Origin of the sequence: Bradyrhizobium genomosp. I (2014) (assembly GCF_000261685.1) — a bacterium.
In the GTDB taxonomy this organism is placed as follows: Bacteria; Pseudomonadota; Alphaproteobacteria; order Rhizobiales; family Xanthobacteraceae; genus Bradyrhizobium.
Genome location: NZ_AJQE01000021.1, coordinates 1 through 16,583, shown reverse-complemented (window position 1 = coordinate 16,583; position 16,583 = coordinate 1). Strand labels below are relative to the sequence as shown.

Genomic DNA, 16,583 nt, shown 5'->3' with positions numbered 1-16,583 from the left:
GGGGGGGAGCCGCTCGAGCGCTTCGCTGTCGAGCTCGCGGTCGCTGCCGACGTCTTCGGTTGCGACGAGCTCCGAGATGCATGCGGCAAAGGCGGCCTGGTCGAGCTCGAGCACGGTCTCGCCAAAGCTCTCCAGGAAACGGCGCCGGCAATCCCAGGCGAGCCGCGGCCGGCCGGTCGCACGGATCAGGCCGTGGACGGCATCGGGCGTGCAGCCGACATTGAGAACGGTGTCGAGCATGCCCGGCATCGATCGCGCCGCCCCCGAGCGCACCGAGACCAGCAGCGGCTGCCGGCGGTCCCCGAAGCGTTTTCCGGTAGCGCTCTCCAGGAACGAGATTCCCTCCTTCAAGCCGTCGCGCAGGTGTCGCGTGGCGTGCGCATGACCGGCAATGAGCTCGGCGCAGAGCTTGACCGGGAGCACGAAGGCAGGCGGCACGGGCAGGCCCCGCGCCGCCATGCGGGCGAGATTGGCGGCCTTGGCGCCGATCTCTTCGGCGGGCCGCAATTCGGCGGCTTCAGCGCCGATATGGACGATATGCATGGTGGCTCCTCAAGCTGCGAGGTCGATCATGATGTGACGGCGGAGCAGATGACCGAACGCGGCGAAGCGGTCGGTGGCGCGCTCGACGGCGCGGGCGAGCTCGATCACCGACAGCGAGGTAGCGACGTCGAAGCCGCCGCTGAAGACCAGTGCGGTGATCGCGCGTTCGCGGCTGTCGGCGGCGTGTTCGGCGTCGATCAGGCGGGTCACGGCGGAGAGCGCGTCCTCGGAATCGGCGCGCCGTCCTTCCGGTACATCGATCGCTGCGGCGACGCCGCTCGCGGCCACTTCGGTCGCGGTCTCTGCCACTGTGCAGAGCTCGGCCAGCGATGCCAGCAAGGATGGATCGGTCCTCTCCGGCATCAACGCGGCGATGAATGCAGCCTGCTCCAGCTCGTCGACCGCTTCCTCGGCACGATCGATCAATTGTCCGATCAGCGGACGGGCATTGAGGCGGTCGACCTCGTTGCGGCTCTCGATCGCGATTCTGTCGGCCTTCTGCTCGATCGCGCCGCAGCGTTGCGTCAGCAGCTTGCCGTCGGCGGGCTGGTCCGCGCGGAACGCGGCGATATGGCGCGAGATCGCCGCGACGAGATCGTGGGCGAGGCCGATCTGACGCAGCACGGCTGCCAGCAGAGCCCCGTCGACGCGATCCAGGTGCCGCATCAGATCGGCTTCGATCTGGTCGCGCACCGTCCTGACCGAGCGGCCTGCAAGCAGCGCCTCGGTGGAGGCGCGCAGAGATGCCTTCAGAAAATCGATTGCTGCGTTGCGGCCGAGCGCCTGGTCGAGCCGCTCGCCAAAGCCGATCCGGGTGGGGGCGGCGTTCCGAACTGCAGAGCCCAGCAGATCGTTGCCCCCGAGTTCGAGGAAGCCGCGATGGCCGATCCGCTGACGCGCGGCCCATTCGAGGATGCGTGCCGCGTCCTCCTTGGCGACCCAGGTCCTGAGCAGCTTGCGCGCCTTGTTCCAGTCGATCAGAAAGACCAGTGCGGCACCGACCTCCGCGAGGAATTCGTTGCGATCGGCGGCGTGTCCGGCCTGATATTGGCCGGTGACGAGATAGAAGGAATTGTCTTCGCCGAGGCCTGCGGCGGTGTGACGATCGAGCCCGCTCCACGTCGCCTCGAAATTGTCGAACAGCGACATGAAGAACTTCGCGCGTGCCAGGTGCACGTCGGTGTAGGTGACGGTGACCGCGTTCTTCTTCACCGCGATCACGACGACATGGGCGTCCGTGGTGCCGATGTCGTTCTGGATCAGGAGCCGGCCGCCGGCGCGTGTGGCCATGGTGTCGAGGCCCGGGTGATTGAACTTGAGGCCTCGCGTCGCGTTCAGGCCCTTCATGAAGGCCGCGACCGCGGCGCGGTCTTCGCCGTGCAGACCGAAGACATGGGCGCCGTCGAGCGCTTCCTCCGAGGAACTCGACGCAAGCCTGTTGAGCTGCTTGTGCAGATCCATGACGAGGCGATGCAGGCTGTCGCCGCCTGCGTCGGCCACGCCGGTCAGGCGCGAGATGCGGGACATCTCGATCTCGCTGGTGGGATCGAGCAGGCCGGCTGTGCGGATCGCGTCGAGCCGCGCCTGCGCCCTCTCGCCTTCGCTCACGGCGCCGGCGCCGACGGCGCGGATCATGGTCGCTGCATCGTCCCCAATCTCCTGTATCAGCTTCGCAAGATCGGGGGCCGCGAGCCGGCCCTGTCCGATCAGATGGGCGCCGCCGATCAGCGCCGCGATTCCCGCGGGAGCGATGCCTGCAGTCTGACTTTCGACGCCAAGGTCGTTCGCGGGCCGGTTAGGTTCCTGCGCATGTTGGGCCGCCGCCTGCAATGCGCTCATCCGCACCTTGATGCGGTCGTTGGCGGCGAGCGCTTCCGCCACCAGCGCGGGCAGCAGGATGCTGCCTTGTCCGAGCTCTTCGATGATCTGGGTTTTCATGATCGGTCCGCAACCAGGGTTGATGCGTTCTCTGTGCCGCGAAACCGCGGCGGCAGCATTGCGGCAGATCATTCATAAAAGTGTCACGTGACGTGGCGTCCACGGATCAGAGCGGCGCAGTGGCGCGCAATCGTCATCTCTTCATTGGTCGGGACAACGAAGATATCGACGGTGCTGTCGCTGCCGTTGATGCGCCCGCGCACCGCGTCATTGCTGGCGGCATCGATGCGCACTCCCATCCATGCGAGACGCTTGCCGATCGCACTGCGGATTTCCTTGGCATGCTCGCCGATGCCGCCGGTGAAGACCAGACAGTCCAGGCCGCCGAGAGTGGTCGCCATCATCGCGACAGCCTGCGCCGCGCGGAAGCTGAAGAGATCGACCGCCTCTCGCGCCGCAACCTCGCCGCTTGCCAGCAGCGTGCGCATGTCCGCGGAGATGCCGGAGACGCCAAGCAGGCCTGACTCGTGATAGAGCAGGCGCTGGACCTCCTCGACCGACATCTTCTCGTGCTGCTGCAGATAGAGCAGCACGCCGGGATCGATCGTGCCGCAGCGTGTGCCCATCACGAGGCCGTCGAGCGGCGTCAGCCCCATCGTGGTGTCGATGCTGCGGCTATCGCGCAATGCGCAAAGGCTGGCGCCGTTGCCGAGATGCGCGATGACGGTGCGCCTGGCCGCGAGCTCCGGTGCGATCTCGGCGAGGCGTCCCGCGACATATTCGAATGAGAGGCCGTGAAAGCCATAGCGCCTGACGCCACGTGCCTCGAATCGCCTGGGAATGGCGAAGCGGCTCGCGGGCGGTGTGAGGCCGTGGTGGAAGGCGGTGTCGAAACACGCGATCTGCGTCAATTCGGGCCGGATCGCCGCGAGCGAACGGACCGGGGTAAGGCAGCGCGGCTGGTGCAGCGGCGCCAGCGGCGTCAATGCCTCCAGCTTCGCGGTGATGTCGTCCGTCAGGACGACCGGGCCCGAATAATCCGGCCCGCCGTGAACGATGCGGTGGCCGACGGCCCGCAGGCTGCGTTCGCCGAACCGGTCTTCGATGAAGGCGAGCACGTCGGCGAATAGATGGCCACCGCCGGCCGCGTCCGGCGTCTCCCACCGCGTCTCGAACAGGTCTTCGCCGGCGGGGCCCTTCACCACGAGCCGGGGTCTTGCCTCGTGCTCGTCGAGCAGGCCCTTGCAGAGCAGGGAGGGATCAGCCGCCGAGACATCGAACAGGCCGAACTTGATGCTCGACGATCCCGAGTTGAGGACGAGGATCGTGTCCGGCATGGCTAGTCGCCGGCCTCAGTCGGCGTGTTGCCGCCGGCGCTGTTCGGCCAGACCCAGTCGCGAATCTCGGGCATGTCCTCGCCATGCTCGCGGACGTAGCGGGAGTGCTCGATCAGTTTGTCGCGGAACTGCTGCTTCACGTGGGCGGCCTTGGCCGCCAGACCCGGCACGCGTTCGATCGCCTCGATCGCGAGATGATAGCGGTCGAGCTCGTTGAGCACGACCATGTCGAACGGCGTCGTCGTGGTGCCTTCCTCGGCAAAGCCGCGCACATGCAGGCCGGCATGGTTGGTGCGGCTATAGGTCAGCCGGTGAATGAGATAGGGATAGCCGTGATAGGCGAAGATCACCGGCTTGTCCGACGTGAACAGGCCGTCGAAGTCGCGGTCGGAGAGGCCGTGCGGGTGCTGATCCCTGGGTTGCAGCGTCATGAGGTCGACGACGTTGACGACGCGGATTTTCAGGTCAGGCAGCGCCTTGCGCAGGAGGTCGACGGCGGCGAGCGTCTCCAGCGTCGGCACGTCGCCGGCGCAGGCCATCACCACGTCGGGCTCGCCCTTTCCGTCCTCCGTTCCGGCCCAGGTCCAGATGCCGATCCCGGCATCACAATGCGTCGCCGCGTCCCGCATCGAGAGCCATTGCGGCGCCGGCTGCTTGCCGGCGACGATGACGTTGATGCGGTTGTAGGTGCGCAGGCAGTGATCGGCGATCCACAACAGCGTGTTGGCATCCGGCGGGAAATAGATGCGGACGATGTCCGCTTTCTTGTTGGCGACGAGATCGACGAATCCGGGGTCCTGATGGCTGAAGCCGTTATGGTCCTGGCGCCAGACATGCGAGGTCAAGAGATAATTGAGCGAGGCGATCGGGCGCCGCCACGGCAGGTCGCGCGTGACCTTCAGCCATTTGGCATGCTGGTTGAACATGGAATCCACGATGTGGATGAAGGCCTCATAGCAGGAGAAGAAGCCGTGCCGTCCCGTGAGCAGATAACCCTCGAGCCAGCCCTGGCAGAGATGCTCGCTCAAGACCTCCATCACCCGGCCGTCCTGGGCGAGATGGACGTCGTAAGGTTCGATCGGTTCCATCCAGACGCGTTCGGTGGCTTCGAACACGGCATCTAGCCGGTTCGATGCGGTCTCGTCCGGCCCCATGATGCGGAAATTGCGCTGTTGTGCGTTGAGGCGGATGACGTCGCGCAGGAATTTGCCGAGCTCGCGCGTCGCCTCGGCGATGACGCCGCCGGGCCACGGCACCTCTATTGCGTAGCTGCGGAAGTCGGGCAGCTTCAGCTCCTTCTTCAACAGGCCGCCATTGGCGTGAGGATTGGCGCCCATGCGCCTGATACCTTCGGGGGCGAGCGCCCGAAGCTCGGGAACGAGCGCGCCGTTCGCGTCGAACAGTTTTTCCGGCTCGTAGCTGCGCATCCAGTCTTCGAGCACCTTCAGATGCGCCGGATTTTCGCGGCAGCCGGCGACCGGCACTTGATGCGCGCGCCAAAAGCCCTCCACCTTCTTGCCGTCGACTTCCTTCGGGCCGGTCCAGCCTTTCGGGCTGCGCAGCACGATCATCGGCCAACGCGGCCGCTCGACGCCCGTGCGCCCGTCGCGGGCATGCTGCTGGATCGAGCGGATGCTGGCGAGCGCGACATCGAGTGCATCCGCCATGGCACGGTGCATCAATTTTGGATCGTCGCCCGCGACGAACAGCGGCTCATGGCCGAACCCGCGGAAGAGATCGCGGATCTCCGCGTCTCCCATCCGTCCGAGCACGGTGGGGTTGGCGATCTTGTAGCCGTTGAGATGCAGGATCGGCAGCACCGCGCCGTCATGCGCCGGGTTCAGGAACTTGTTCGAGTGCCAGGACGCGGCGAGGGGGCCGGTTTCGGCCTCGCCGTCGCCGACGACACAGGCGACGATCAGATCAGGATTGTCGAATGCCGCGCCGTAGGCGTGCACCAGCGCGTAGCCGAGTTCGCCGCCTTCGTGGATCGAGCCCGGCGTTTCCGGCGCCGCATGGCTCGGAATGCCCCCGGGGAAGGAGAACTGCCTGAATAGCTTGCGCAATCCGTCCGCATCGCGCGCGATGTCGGGATAAATCTCGCTGTAGCTGCCTTCGAGATAGGTGTTGGCGACCATGCCGGGGCCGCCATGGCCGGGCCCGCAGACATAGATCACGTTGAGGTCCAGGGCGCGGATCACGCGATTGAGATGAGCATAGATGAAGTTCAGGCCGGGCGTGGTGCCCCAATGGCCGAGCAAACGCGGCTTGATGTGCTCGGGCCGCAACGGCTCGCGCAGCAACGGATTATCGCGCAGGTAGATTTGCCCGACGGAGAGGTAGTTGGCGGCGCGCCAATAGCGATCAAGGAGATCGAGATCGCTGCTCGCGGCAGCTGATTGTTGTTGATTTGTCATGTTCTTGCCGATTGTTGCCGAGCTATGCCCGCGATCGTCACCAACTGTGTTCCGGCGCGATCGATCCGTGTCCGGCATCAAACGGGATCGTTGCGACAGGCATGTTGCGTGAGGTCAAAGGATCGCGCCCGAACTTTGAGCGGCACCTTTGCGTGGGTTGTTTTCCCAATTTTCGTTTGTGTTCTTGATTTGTTCCTTTTGCGTGCTATCTTGGCGTCATGAGTCCAGCAGCATCCTCTCATGCTCTCAAGCACCCGCCGGTCAAGGCGCCCTCCGAGCCGGCGGGTGCGGACTCTGATTTTCCGGAACTCGGCGTCGCCATCGAGCGCGCGCGCAGGCGAGGGCGGGGGGCGCAGTCCAACGCCAGCGGCCGCTACGAGGCCGAGGCGCGCGTCGCCTTCGACGACGGCTGGCAGAGCCTGGAAGAGCTGCCGCCATTCAAGACCACGGTCGCGGTCGACACGTCGCGCAAGGTGATCACCCGCAACGATTCCCCCGATATCGGCTTCGACCGTTCGATCAATCCTTATCGCGGCTGCGAGCACGGCTGTGTCTATTGCTTCGCGCGGCCGACCCACGCCTATCTCGGCCTGTCGCCGGGGCTCGACTTCGAGTCGAAACTGTTCGCCAAGCCCGAGGCGCCGTCGCTGCTGGAGAAGGAGCTCGCCGCACCCGGCTACGAGCCGCGGATGATCGCGATCGGCACCAACACCGATCCCTACCAGCCGATCGAGCGCGAGCGAAAGATCATGCGCGGAATCCTCGAGGTGCTGGAACGCGCCAGCCATCCTGTCGGCATCGTCACCAAATCGGCGTTGGTGCTGCGCGACATCGACGTTCTCGCGCGCATGGCCAAGCGCAACCTCGCCAAGGTCGCGATTTCGGTCACCTCGCTCGACCCGAAGCTGGCGCGCACCATGGAACCGCGCGCCTCGACGCCGCCGAAACGGCTGGAGGCGCTGAAGCGGCTCTCCGATGCCGGCATTCCGACCACGGTGATGGTCGCGCCCGTGATCCCCGCGCTGAACGATTCCGAGATCGAGCGCATCCTCGATGCCGCCGCCCATGCCGGCGTCAAGGAAGCCTCCTATGTGCTTCTGCGGCTGCCGTTGGAGGTCCGCGATCTCTTCCGTGAATGGCTGATGGCGAACTACCCGGACCGCTACCGCCACGTCTTCACCCTGATTCGCGACATGCGCGGCGGGCGCGACTACGATGCGAAATGGGGCGAGCGGATGAAGGGCACCGGCCCCATGGCCTGGACCATCGGCCGCCGCTTCGAGATCGCATGCGACAGGCTCGGCCTCAACAAGCGGCGCTCCAAGCTGACAACGGACCACTTTGCGCGGCCGAAGCAGAACGGCGACCAGCTCAGCCTGTTCTGAGTGGGCAAGCGGAAGAGGTATCGTATGAGTAAGGACGTCGCAGCTCCGGTGGCCCGGCTCACCGTCATCACGCTCGGCGTCAGCGATATCAGCGCCAGCATCGTCTTTTACGACGCGCTCGGTTTCTCGCGCCGGCTGAAGGCAACCGGCGAGGCGGTTGCGTTCTACGATACCGGCGGGCCGGTGCTCGCGCTGTATCCCTGGGATCTGCTCGCGGCAGATGCGACCTTGCAGGACGCGCCGAGGCCATCGACCTTTCGCGGCATTACGCTCGCCTGGAACTGCCGGACGCGCGAGGAAGTCGATGCGGTGCTGGCCTTCGCCATCGGGAAGGGGGCCAGCTTGCTCAAGGCGGCGCACGAGACCGACTACGGCGGCTATTCGGGCTATTTCGCTGACCCCGACGGCCATCCTTGGGAGGTCGTGGTCGCGCCCGGTATCGAGGTGGGCGAGGACCGCCGGGTGCATCTGGCGGAGTAGGGCGGCCGGCCTGAATAACGGGAATTATCCTGGGTTCCCGGTTGCGCCGGCAAATCCCCTTGCGCACGATCCCGGTCATGATTCGGGACAAGTCCGCCAAGAACCCAGCCAGGGACGTGCCAAAAAAGGAGGCTGCTGCGCCTGCCGAGGCGGCCAGAACGCCTGCGGCCAAAACATCTGCAGTCAAGGCTCCCAAGGTTCCTGCCGGCAAGAAAGCCATCATTGCCATTGCTCCCCCCAGCTTCCGCCGCGAGCGCGCGCTCATCAAGCGCGGCGTCTGGCCGGTTGCCGGGTGCGACGAGGCCGGCCGCGGCCCGCTGGCGGGCCCCGTCGTTGCAGCCGCGGTCATTCTCGATCCCGACCGCATTCCGCGCGGCATCGATGATTCCAAGCGGCTGACTGCCGAGGAGCGCGAAAGGCTGTTCGACAAGATCTGCGCCACCGCGCAGGTCTCGGTCGCCGTCGCCTCGCCCTCACGGATCGACCGCGACAACATCCTGCGTGCCTCGCTGTGGGCGCTGAAGCGCGCCGTGGTGGCGCTGCCCGATGCGCCCAGGCACGTCTTCGTCGACGGCCGCGACCGGCTCGACACCGAATGCGATTGCGAGGCCGTGATCGGCGGCGACGGCATCGTGCTGTCGATCGCCGCGGCCTCCATCGTCGCCAAGGTCACGCGCGACCGGCTGATGTGCGCGCTGGCGCAGGACTGCCCCGGCTACGGCTTCGAGCAGCACAAGGGCTACGCCGTCCCCGAACATCTCGAGGCGCTCGACCGCCTCGGCCCCTCCGTCCACCACCGCAGCTTCTTCGCCCCCGTCGCCGCCGCCCGTGCCAAGCACATGCCGTGGACCGTCGAGCCGGTGCAGGACTTGTTCTCAGTTGCCGAGGTCGATGTGCAGGGGGAAGCGGGCGTGGGAGTCGACGCCACGGCAAATCTCTAAGGAATCGCCCTGCAACTTCCGCATCGTCATGGCCGGGCCAAGCCCGGCATGACGATCTGCCGTGCATGCGCCCTTGTGCGTTTGGCCGCAAGAACGGGGAGGGGGAGCAGACCGAAGTTGCCACGGCGCGTGACGCCCATTATCAAAACGGATGTGAGCGAAAAGGGCCGGCTGGACTGGCTGCATCATTCGGACGTTGCATGCGGTTTACCTCCCTGGTCATCGAGCTCATTCGCGCCCGGCCGCGGCTGATCGTGTGGATTGCCGTGCTGCTCCAGGCTTTGATGTGGCTGTTCGTGGCGCTGGTGTTCTACCGCAGCCCGCCCGGCAACCTCGCGACCCTCCTGGCCTTCGGCAGGGAATACCAGGTCGGCACCGATCTCGGCCCGCCGCTGCCGGTCTGGCTCGCCGACATCGCCTATCGCGCCGCTGGCGGCCACATGCTGGGCGTCTATGTCCTCGCCCAGCTCTGCGAGATCACGACCTTCATCGCGCTCTATCATCTCTCCCGTGCCGTGATCGGCTCGCAGCAGGCGGTGCTCGCCGTGCTGCTGACGATGACAGTGCTGGCCTTCTCCTCGCCTGCGCTCGACTTCGGCCCCCTGGTGCTGGCGCGACCGCTCTGGGCGCTACTGCTGCTGCATTCCTGGCAGATCATCGGCCAGCGCCGCGGCAATGCCTGGTTCGCCTGGTCGATCGAAGCGGGCCTTTTGCTTCTGACGACACCGGCGGCGATCTTTCTCCTCCTGCTGATCGTCGTCTTCGCGGTCTCGACCTCCGGCGGCCGGCGGACGCTGCGCGGGCTCGATCCGCTCTTTGCACTGATCGTCGTCGCCGTGCTGGCGCTGCCCTATGCGGTCTGGCTGATGCGGGCCGAGACGTTGACGATACCGGCCTTGCCGCAAGTCGCCGAGCTCGACGCCCGCGCGCTGCATGCGGCCTGGCTGTTCGGCGGACTCGTGCTCGGGGCTGCTGCGATCCCGGCGCTGACCTTCCTCAACACCGGGCTGTTCGACGGCAAGAGCGAGGAACCGCCGATCATCTACCGCCCGCCGGTCGAGCCGCTCGCGCGCAACTTCGTCTATTTCTTCGCGCTGGCTCCGCCGCTCGGCGCGGTGCTGATCTCCGGCCTGCTCGGGCTCGACTCCGTCGTCGGCGGCGCCGGTGTCGTGCTGGTCATGCCCGGGCTTGCCGTGGTCGTTGCGGCCGGCGATCTCATCGCGATGCGCCGCACGCGGATGCTGCGCACGGTATGGGCTGCTGCCATCATCGCGCCCGCCGCCGGCGTGGTGCTCGCCGTGCTGTTCCTGCCCTGGACCGGCGCCAACGAGATTGCGACCTCGATGCCGGCGCGCGCGATCTCGGATTTCTTCGACGAGAGCTTTGCCCGTCGCACCAACCATCGCCTGCGTGCCGTCGCCGGCGAGACCCAGCTCGCCAGCCTGATCGCGCTGCACTCCGGCCGGCCGCATCTGTTCATCGATGCCGATCCTGCGCGCACGCCGTGGATGAATCAGACCAAATTCGGCGAGACCGGCGGCGTCGTGGTCTGGCGCGCCTCCGATACCGCCGGCACCCCGCCGCCGGACATCCTCAGGCGCTTTCCCGGCATCGTGCCGGAAGTCCCGCGCGCCTTCGAATGGCTGGTGACGGGCCGCCAGCAGCTGCTGCGTATCGGCTGGGCCATCGTTCGGCCGAAGGGGACGTGACGCTCACGTGCCCCGGACGCTGCGCAGCACGAAGTGATGCGCTGCAGAGCCGGGGCCTATCTTGCCGCACGGTACGTGGTGCGCTTTGGGTCCCGGCTCTGCGGAGCGTCACTACGTGCCGCACCGCGTCCGGGACACGAGAGCATCAACCCGCCAGCGCCTTCGCGATCGACCGCAGATCCTGCCAGGCCAATCGCTTGTAGGATGGCGATCGCAGCAGATAGGCCGGGTGAAACGTCGGCAGCGCGCGGATGGTGCGCTGGCCGGAGTCGTAGTCGAACCAGCGCCCGCGCGTGCGCATGATGCCTTCGCGCGTTCCGAGCAGCGTCTGCGTCGAGGGATTGCCGAGCGTCACCAGCACGTCCGGGTTCACGAGCTCGATATGGCGCTGGATGAAGGGCAGGCAGATCTGCGTCTCCTGCGGCGTCGGCGTGCGGTTGCCGGGCGGTCGCCAGGGAATGACGTTCGCGATGTAGGCGGTGGTGCGGTTGAGCCCGATCGCGCCGATCATGAGGTCGAGCAGCTTGCCGCTGCGTCCGACGAAAGGCAGTCCCTCGATGTCCTCGTCGCGGCCCGGCGCCTCGCCGACGAACATGATGCGCGCCTGCGGATTGCCGTCGGCGAACACCAGCCGCGTTGCGGTGTGCTTCAGCGCGCAGCCCTCGAAACCCTGCATCAGTTCGCGCAACGCCTCGAGTGTCGGCGCGGTGCGCGCGGCCTCGCGTGCGGAAGCGATCGCGACATCAGGCGCAGGCGCCGCTTCGCCGCGCATGACCGCGGGCGCGGCGCCCGGCCGCGGCGCCTCGACCGGAGGTGCCGCGCGCGGTGCCGGCGGTGGGGCATCCAATTCCGCCAGGCGGTCGATCGGCTCCTCCACGAGCGCGCAGTCGACACCGGCCTCCAGATAGAAGGCGAGAAGCTCGCGGACGGTGGGTGCGGGTTCGGGGATCATGGGAAAGTCTGACTTTTATATCACCTTGGACGGTCTTGCACCCCGGCGAAACGCATTTCCGAGGTTGTCCTGTCCGGAAAAATCGGAAACAAGGGGGCGCAAACGACCGAGGACCGTCTCAAGGGCTGAGATCAGATGAGCACCGAAGAACTTCCCCCGCGCGAATCCATGGAATTCGACGTCGTCATCGTCGGCGCCGGCCCTTCCGGCCTGTCGGCCGCGATCCGGCTGAAGCAGCTCAACGCCGATCTCAACGTCGTCGTGGTGGAGAAGGGCTCCGAGGTCGGCGCGCACATTCTCTCGGGCGCCGTGATCGATCCCGCGGGCCTCGACAAGCTGATCCCGGACTGGCGCGAGGATGCCGACTGCCCGCTCAAGACCCAGGTGAAGGATGACCGCTTCTACTGGATGACGGCTGGCGGTGCGATCAAGCTGCCGAATTTCATGATGCCGCCGCTGATGAACAATCATCACTGCTATATCGGCTCGCTCGGCAATGTTTGCCGCTGGCTCGCGCGCAAGGCGGAGGCGCTGGGCGTCGAGATCTATCCAGGCTTTGCCGCCGCCGAGGTGCTCTATGACGAGGAGGGCAAGGTCAAGGGCATTGCCACCGGCGACATGGGCATTGGCCGCGACGGCAAGCCGAAGGACTCCTATACCCGTGGCATGGAATTGCTCGGCAAGTACACGCTGTTCGCCGAAGGCGCCCGCGGCAGCCTGACCAAGCAGCTCATCGCGAAGTTCGCGCTGGATGCCAAGAGCGAGCCGGCGAAGTTCGGCATCGGCCTCAAGGAGGTCTGGCAGATCGACCCGGCGAAGCATCAAAAGGGGATGATACAGCATTCCTTTGGCTGGCCGCTCGACATGAAGACCGGCGGCGGCTCTTTCCTCTATCACTACGACGAGAATCTCGTCGCCGTCGGCTTCGTCGTGCATCTGAACTACGACGATCCCTATCTTTCGCCGTTCGACGAGTTCCAGCGCTTCAAGACCCACCCCTCGATCCGCGGTACCTTCGAAGGCGCCAAGCGCCTCGCCTATGGTGCGCGCGCCATCACCGAGGGTGGTTATCAGTCGGTGCCGAAACTCAGCTTCCCCGGCGGCGCGCTGATCGGTTGCGCGGCCGGCTTTGTCAACGTGCCGCGCATCAAGGGCGTGCACAATGCGATGGGCACCGGCATGCTTGCGGCGGAGCACGTTGCTGCAGCGCTCGCCGCCGATCGCGCCAATGACGAACTCCTCGAGTACGAGAACGCCTGGCGCTCGTCCTCCGTTGGCAAGGACCTGTTCCTGGTGCGCAACGTCAAGCCGCTGTGGTCGAAGTTCGGCACCGTGCTCGGCGTCGCGCTCGGAGGCTTCGACATGTGGTGCAACTCGCTGTTCGGCACCTCGCTATTTGGGACCCAGTCGCACGCCAAGCCCGATCGCGCCACGCTCGATCCGGCCAAGCAGCATGCTCCGAAAAACTACCCGAAGCCCGACGGCAAGATCACTTTCGACAAGCTGTCCTCAGTGTTCCTGTCCAACACCAATCACGAGGAGGACCAGCCGGTCCATCTGAAGGTGGCGGACATGAACCTGCAGAAGACCTCCGAGCATGACGTCTTCGCCGGCCCCTCGAATCGCTACTGCCCGGCCGGCGTCTATGAATGGATCGAGGAAGGCTCTGGCCCGCGCTTCCAGATCAATGCGCAGAACTGCGTTCATTGCAAAACCTGCGACGTGAAGGACCCCAACGGCAACATTACCTGGGTTCCCCCGGAGGGCGGCGGTGGCCCGAACTACGAAGCGATGTAAGACGGGCCACAAAAGGTGACTTGAGGTGACTTGGCGCACGTTCGCGTGAGGACCCGGCTGCGGCCACCCGCCGCGGCCACGATAAGGCCATAGTAGCGGCGTCTTGGGGCGCCCGTGGCGGATTCATTTGGCCGATTTGGGCGTGCGGAGGGGGATGGCCCGGTCCGAATCCTTGCGGCGAAGCGCCAAAAGCGGCATTGTCGGCCTGACGGTTCCGGGTCCCGATGCCACCGGCCGCGTTCGCATGCGACACGGCCTTCTGCTGCAACCCAGGCACTACCAACTCAAGGCGAGCCCTGATGTTTTCAAATCGTTTCAACCGCTGGACTGCCGCTGCCATCGCCCTCATGGGCACTGCGCTCGTGGCCGTCCCCGGTGCGGTCCTGGCGCAGACGCCGGATCACCCGGAGAACACGGCGGCGCAGTTTCCGACCCGAAACGATCTGAAGTCGCTCACCGGCGCCGGCAGCTATCTCGCCGCCCGCCACGCCAGCGTCGAGCGTGACGCGGCCTCCGCCGCCGCATTCTACCGTTCGGCGCTCCGCACCGATCCGAAGAACAACGAACTGCTCGACCGCGCCTTCATCTCGTCGGTCGCCGACGGCGACATCGACGAAGCCGTCAAGCTCGCCGAGCGCATCCTCACTATCGACAAGACCAACCGCGTCGCGCGTCTCGTCGTCGGCGTGCATGATCTCAAGCTGAAGAAATATGCGGCCGCGCAGACCAATATCAACCAGTCGATCCGCGGCCCGATCACCGATCTCGTCGCCACGCTGCTGTCGGGCTGGGCCGCCTATGGTGCCGGCGATGCCAAGGGTGGTGTCGCCACCATCGACAAGCTGGCCGGTCCGGAATGGTATCCGCTGTTCAAGGATCTTCACGCCGGCATGATCCTGGAGCTCTCCGGCAGGGAGAAGGACGCCGGCACCCGCTTCGAGCGCGCCTACAAGCTCGACGATTCCATGCTCCGCGTGACCGAGGCCTATGCGCGCTGGCTCTCGCGCAACAAGGATTCCGCCGCCGCGACCACCGTCTATCAGGCCTTCGACAAGAAGCTCGCGCGCCATCCGCTGATCCAGCAAGGTCTGCGCGAGACCAAGGCCGGCAAGAAGATGCCGCCGCTCGTCGATTCCGCACAAGCCGGCGCCGCCGAAGCGCTCTATGGCATCGGCGCCACGCTGACCCGCCGCGGCGGCGAGGACCTGGCGCTGGTCTATCTCCAGCTCTCGCTCTATCTCCAGCCGACGCATCCGCTGGCGTTGCTCTCGCTCGCCGATCTCTATGAATCGGTGAAGCGGCCGCAGATGGCGATCAAGGTCTATGAGCGCGTGCCGTCGACCTCGCCGCTCAAACGCAACGCGCAGATCCAGCTCGCCATTGATCTCGATTCCGCCGACCGCACCGACGAGGCGATCAAGATTCTCAAGGGGGTCACCACGGAGGATGCCAAGGACCTCGAAGCCATCATGGCGCTCGGCAACATCGAGCGCGGCCGCAAGAGGTTCGGCGACTGCGGTGCGACCTATTCGCAGGGCATCGACGTGCTGCCTGCGGGCAACGACAAGGCCAACAGCGTCTGGTACTATTACCGCGGTATCTGCGAGGAGCGCTCCAAGCAGTGGGCCAAGGCCGAGGCCGACATGAAGAAGGCGCTGGAGCTCCAGCCCGACCAGCCGCACGTCCTCAACTATCTCGGATATTCCTGGATCGACCAGGGCGTGAATCTCGACGAAGGCATGAAGATGATCAAGCGCGCCGTCGAGCAGCGTCCCGACGACGGCTACATCGTCGATTCCCTCGGCTGGGCCTATTACCGCATCGGCAATTACGAAGAGGCGGTGAAGAACCTCGAGCGCGCGATCGATCTCAAGCCCGAGGACCCCACCATCAACGACCATCTCGGCGACGCTTATTGGCGCGTCGGCCGTACGCTGGAAGCAAAGTTCCAGTGGTCGCATGCGCGTGATCTCAAGCCCGAGCCGGAAGAACTGCCGAAGATCGAGGCCAAGATCGCCAATGGCCTCTCGGAGGACAATTCGAACTCCTCGGCGGCGCAGGCCGAGAAGAAGAAGGACGACGGCAAGGGCGGCTAGTCCGGGTGAAGTTGGGGGCGTGTCGCCGATGTCGGCGTTGATCGAAGAGGGGCGGGCGAAGGTCAACTTGAGCCTTCGCGTCGTCGGTCGTCGTGCCGACGGCTATCATGATCTCGAAAGCGTAGTTGCGTTTGCCGACTGCGCCGACCGGCTGACGCTGGAGCCGGGAGCCGAGCTGAAGCTCACCACCACCGGGCCGCTGGCCGCGGCCTGTGGCGACACATCCGACAATCTCGTGTTGAAGGCCGCCAGGCTTCTGGCCGAGGCCGTGCCGGGCCTGAAGCTGGGCGCCTTCGCGCTCGACAAGGTGCTGCCGGTGGCGGCCGGCATTGGCGGCGGCTCGGCCGACGCCGCGGCGGCGCTGCGGCTCCTGGCGCGTCTCAACAATCTGTCGCTCGACGATTCCAGGCTGCAGAAGGTCGCGCTCGCGACCGGCGCCGACGTGCCGGTGTGCCTGGTTTCTCGTGCCTGCGACATGACCGGTGTCGGCGAGCAGTTGCTGCCGCTCGCGTTGCCGAGCATGCCCTGCGTGATGGTCAATCCGCGCGTGCCTGTCGCCACCAAGGACGTGTTCCAGGAGCTCGGCCTGCGCAACGGCGAGCTCCTGGTCGGCGCCACCTCGGTCCTCGGGGCTCCGGCCTGGCCGGAGGAGGGCGGATCAATCGCCGATTGGGTCGATGTTCTCGAAACCGTCGCCAACGATCTCGAAGCCCCCGCACTGCGGATCGAACCCGTCATCGGCGAGGTGCTGAAAGCCTTGCGCGACTCCTCCGGCGTCAAGCTCGCCCGCATGTCCGGCTCCGGCGCGACCTGCTTTGCGATCTATGGCGCGGCAAACGAGGCGCATGCCGCTGCCGAGAAGATCCGGCGCGATCACCACGGCTGGTGGGTGCATGCGGGGACCTTGAGCTAGGGTTCGTCATTGCGATGGAGCTGCGTAGCCCGGATGAGCGAAGCGATATCCGGGATTCTTCATGGCGGCTTCCCGCATGTCGCTGCGCTCATGCGGGCTACAAGATGAGCTAGAGCGTTTCACGTTTTGACTGAA

11 protein-coding genes and 1 pseudogene are annotated in these 16,583 nt (G+C 66.0%); 7 read left to right on the top strand and 5 right to left on the bottom strand.

Going from position 1 to position 16,583, the window contains the following annotated elements:
* The 4 genes and pseudogenes from IC50_RS01940 to IC50_RS01925 all read right to left on the bottom strand — a co-directional run.
* Positions 1-543: pseudogene (locus IC50_RS01940) on the bottom strand (PEP/pyruvate-binding domain-containing protein); the annotation flags it as partial.
* A gap of 9 nt (positions 544-552) precedes the next feature.
* Complete coding sequence (locus tag IC50_RS01935) at positions 553-2,481, bottom strand: hypothetical protein (protein WP_035699803.1); 1,929 nt, start codon at positions 2,479-2,481, stop codon at positions 553-555.
* An 83-nt stretch (positions 2,482-2,564) separates the two neighbouring features.
* Positions 2,565-3,758, bottom strand: coding sequence for an acetate/propionate family kinase (locus IC50_RS01930; protein ID WP_035699795.1), 1,194 nt, complete (start codon positions 3,756-3,758; stop codon positions 2,565-2,567).
* A gap of 2 nt (positions 3,759-3,760) precedes the next feature.
* Complete coding sequence (locus IC50_RS01925; protein ID WP_035699794.1) at positions 3,761-6,175, bottom strand: phosphoketolase family protein; 2,415 nt, start codon at positions 6,173-6,175, stop codon at positions 3,761-3,763.
* A gap of 218 nt (positions 6,176-6,393) precedes the next feature.
* On the opposite strand from IC50_RS01925, the gene IC50_RS01920 reads away from it, so the two are divergent.
* The 4 genes from IC50_RS01920 to IC50_RS01905 all read left to right on the top strand — a co-directional run bounded on the left by IC50_RS01920 (position 6,394) and on the right by IC50_RS01905 (position 10,690).
* Positions 6,394-7,560 (top strand): PA0069 family radical SAM protein, encoded by a 1,167-nt coding sequence (locus IC50_RS01920; RefSeq protein WP_035699793.1) that lies wholly within the window; start codon positions 6,394-6,396, stop codon positions 7,558-7,560.
* 24 nt (positions 7,561-7,584) lie between these two features.
* Positions 7,585-8,040, top strand: coding sequence for a VOC family protein (locus IC50_RS01915; protein WP_035699787.1), 456 nt, complete (start codon positions 7,585-7,587; stop codon positions 8,038-8,040).
* A gap of 77 nt (positions 8,041-8,117) precedes the next feature.
* Positions 8,118-8,981 carry a ribonuclease HII gene (locus IC50_RS01910; RefSeq protein WP_035699799.1) on the top strand — a complete coding sequence of 288 codons (864 nt, stop codon included), beginning with the start codon at positions 8,118-8,120 and terminating at the stop codon, positions 8,979-8,981.
* A 200-nt stretch (positions 8,982-9,181) separates the two neighbouring features.
* Entirely contained in the window at positions 9,182-10,690 is a 1,509-nt protein-coding gene (locus tag IC50_RS01905; protein ID WP_035699783.1) for a glycosyltransferase family 39 protein, read from the top strand.
* A gap of 145 nt (positions 10,691-10,835) precedes the next feature.
* Here the strand turns inward: IC50_RS01905 and IC50_RS01900 are convergent, their stop codons facing one another.
* A complete protein-coding gene (locus tag IC50_RS01900) occupies positions 10,836-11,642 on the bottom strand; it encodes a uracil-DNA glycosylase (RefSeq protein WP_035699781.1) in 807 nt (268 codons plus the stop codon).
* A 135-nt stretch (positions 11,643-11,777) separates the two neighbouring features.
* Between IC50_RS01900 and IC50_RS01895 the strand changes: the two genes are divergently transcribed.
* The 3 genes from IC50_RS01895 to IC50_RS01885 all read left to right on the top strand — a co-directional run bounded on the left by IC50_RS01895 (position 11,778) and on the right by IC50_RS01885 (position 16,448).
* Positions 11,778-13,439, top strand: coding sequence for an electron transfer flavoprotein-ubiquinone oxidoreductase (locus tag IC50_RS01895; protein ID WP_035699780.1), 1,662 nt, complete (start codon positions 11,778-11,780; stop codon positions 13,437-13,439).
* A 299-nt stretch (positions 13,440-13,738) separates the two neighbouring features.
* On the top strand, positions 13,739-15,535 hold the full coding sequence (locus IC50_RS01890; RefSeq protein ID WP_085973531.1) for a tetratricopeptide repeat protein: 1,797 nt from the start codon (positions 13,739-13,741) through the stop codon (positions 15,533-15,535).
* A 28-nt stretch (positions 15,536-15,563) separates the two neighbouring features.
* The gene (locus IC50_RS01885) at positions 15,564-16,448 is read left to right on the top strand and encodes a 4-(cytidine 5'-diphospho)-2-C-methyl-D-erythritol kinase (protein WP_035699778.1); all 885 of its coding nucleotides are present in this window, start codon (positions 15,564-15,566) and stop codon (positions 16,446-16,448) included.
* The last annotated feature ends 135 nt before the right edge of the window (positions 16,449-16,583 follow it).

Excerpts from the sequence above, each read along its gene's own strand:
- IC50_RS01885 (WP_035699778.1), top strand. The coding sequence starts at position 15,564 with ATGTCGGCGTTGATCGAAGAGGGGCGGGCGAAGGTCAACTTGAGCCTT.
- IC50_RS01925 (WP_035699794.1), bottom strand. The coding sequence starts at position 6,175 with ATGACAAATCAACAACAATCAGCTGCCGCGAGCAGCGATCTCGATCTC.
- IC50_RS01910 (WP_035699799.1), top strand. The coding sequence starts at position 8,118 with ATGATTCGGGACAAGTCCGCCAAGAACCCAGCCAGGGACGTGCCAAAA.
- IC50_RS01930 (WP_035699795.1), bottom strand. The coding sequence starts at position 3,758 with ATGCCGGACACGATCCTCGTCCTCAACTCGGGATCGTCGAGCATCAAG.
- IC50_RS01935 (WP_035699803.1), bottom strand. The coding sequence starts at position 2,481 with ATGAAAACCCAGATCATCGAAGAGCTCGGACAAGGCAGCATCCTGCTG.
- IC50_RS01900 (WP_035699781.1), bottom strand. The coding sequence starts at position 11,642 with ATGATCCCCGAACCCGCACCCACCGTCCGCGAGCTTCTCGCCTTCTAT.
- IC50_RS01905 (WP_035699783.1), top strand. The coding sequence starts at position 9,182 with ATGCGGTTTACCTCCCTGGTCATCGAGCTCATTCGCGCCCGGCCGCGG.
- IC50_RS01920 (WP_035699793.1), top strand. The coding sequence starts at position 6,394 with ATGAGTCCAGCAGCATCCTCTCATGCTCTCAAGCACCCGCCGGTCAAG.
- IC50_RS01895 (WP_035699780.1), top strand. The coding sequence starts at position 11,778 with ATGAGCACCGAAGAACTTCCCCCGCGCGAATCCATGGAATTCGACGTC.
- IC50_RS01890 (WP_085973531.1), top strand. The coding sequence starts at position 13,739 with ATGTTTTCAAATCGTTTCAACCGCTGGACTGCCGCTGCCATCGCCCTC.
- IC50_RS01915 (WP_035699787.1), top strand. The coding sequence starts at position 7,585 with ATGAGTAAGGACGTCGCAGCTCCGGTGGCCCGGCTCACCGTCATCACG.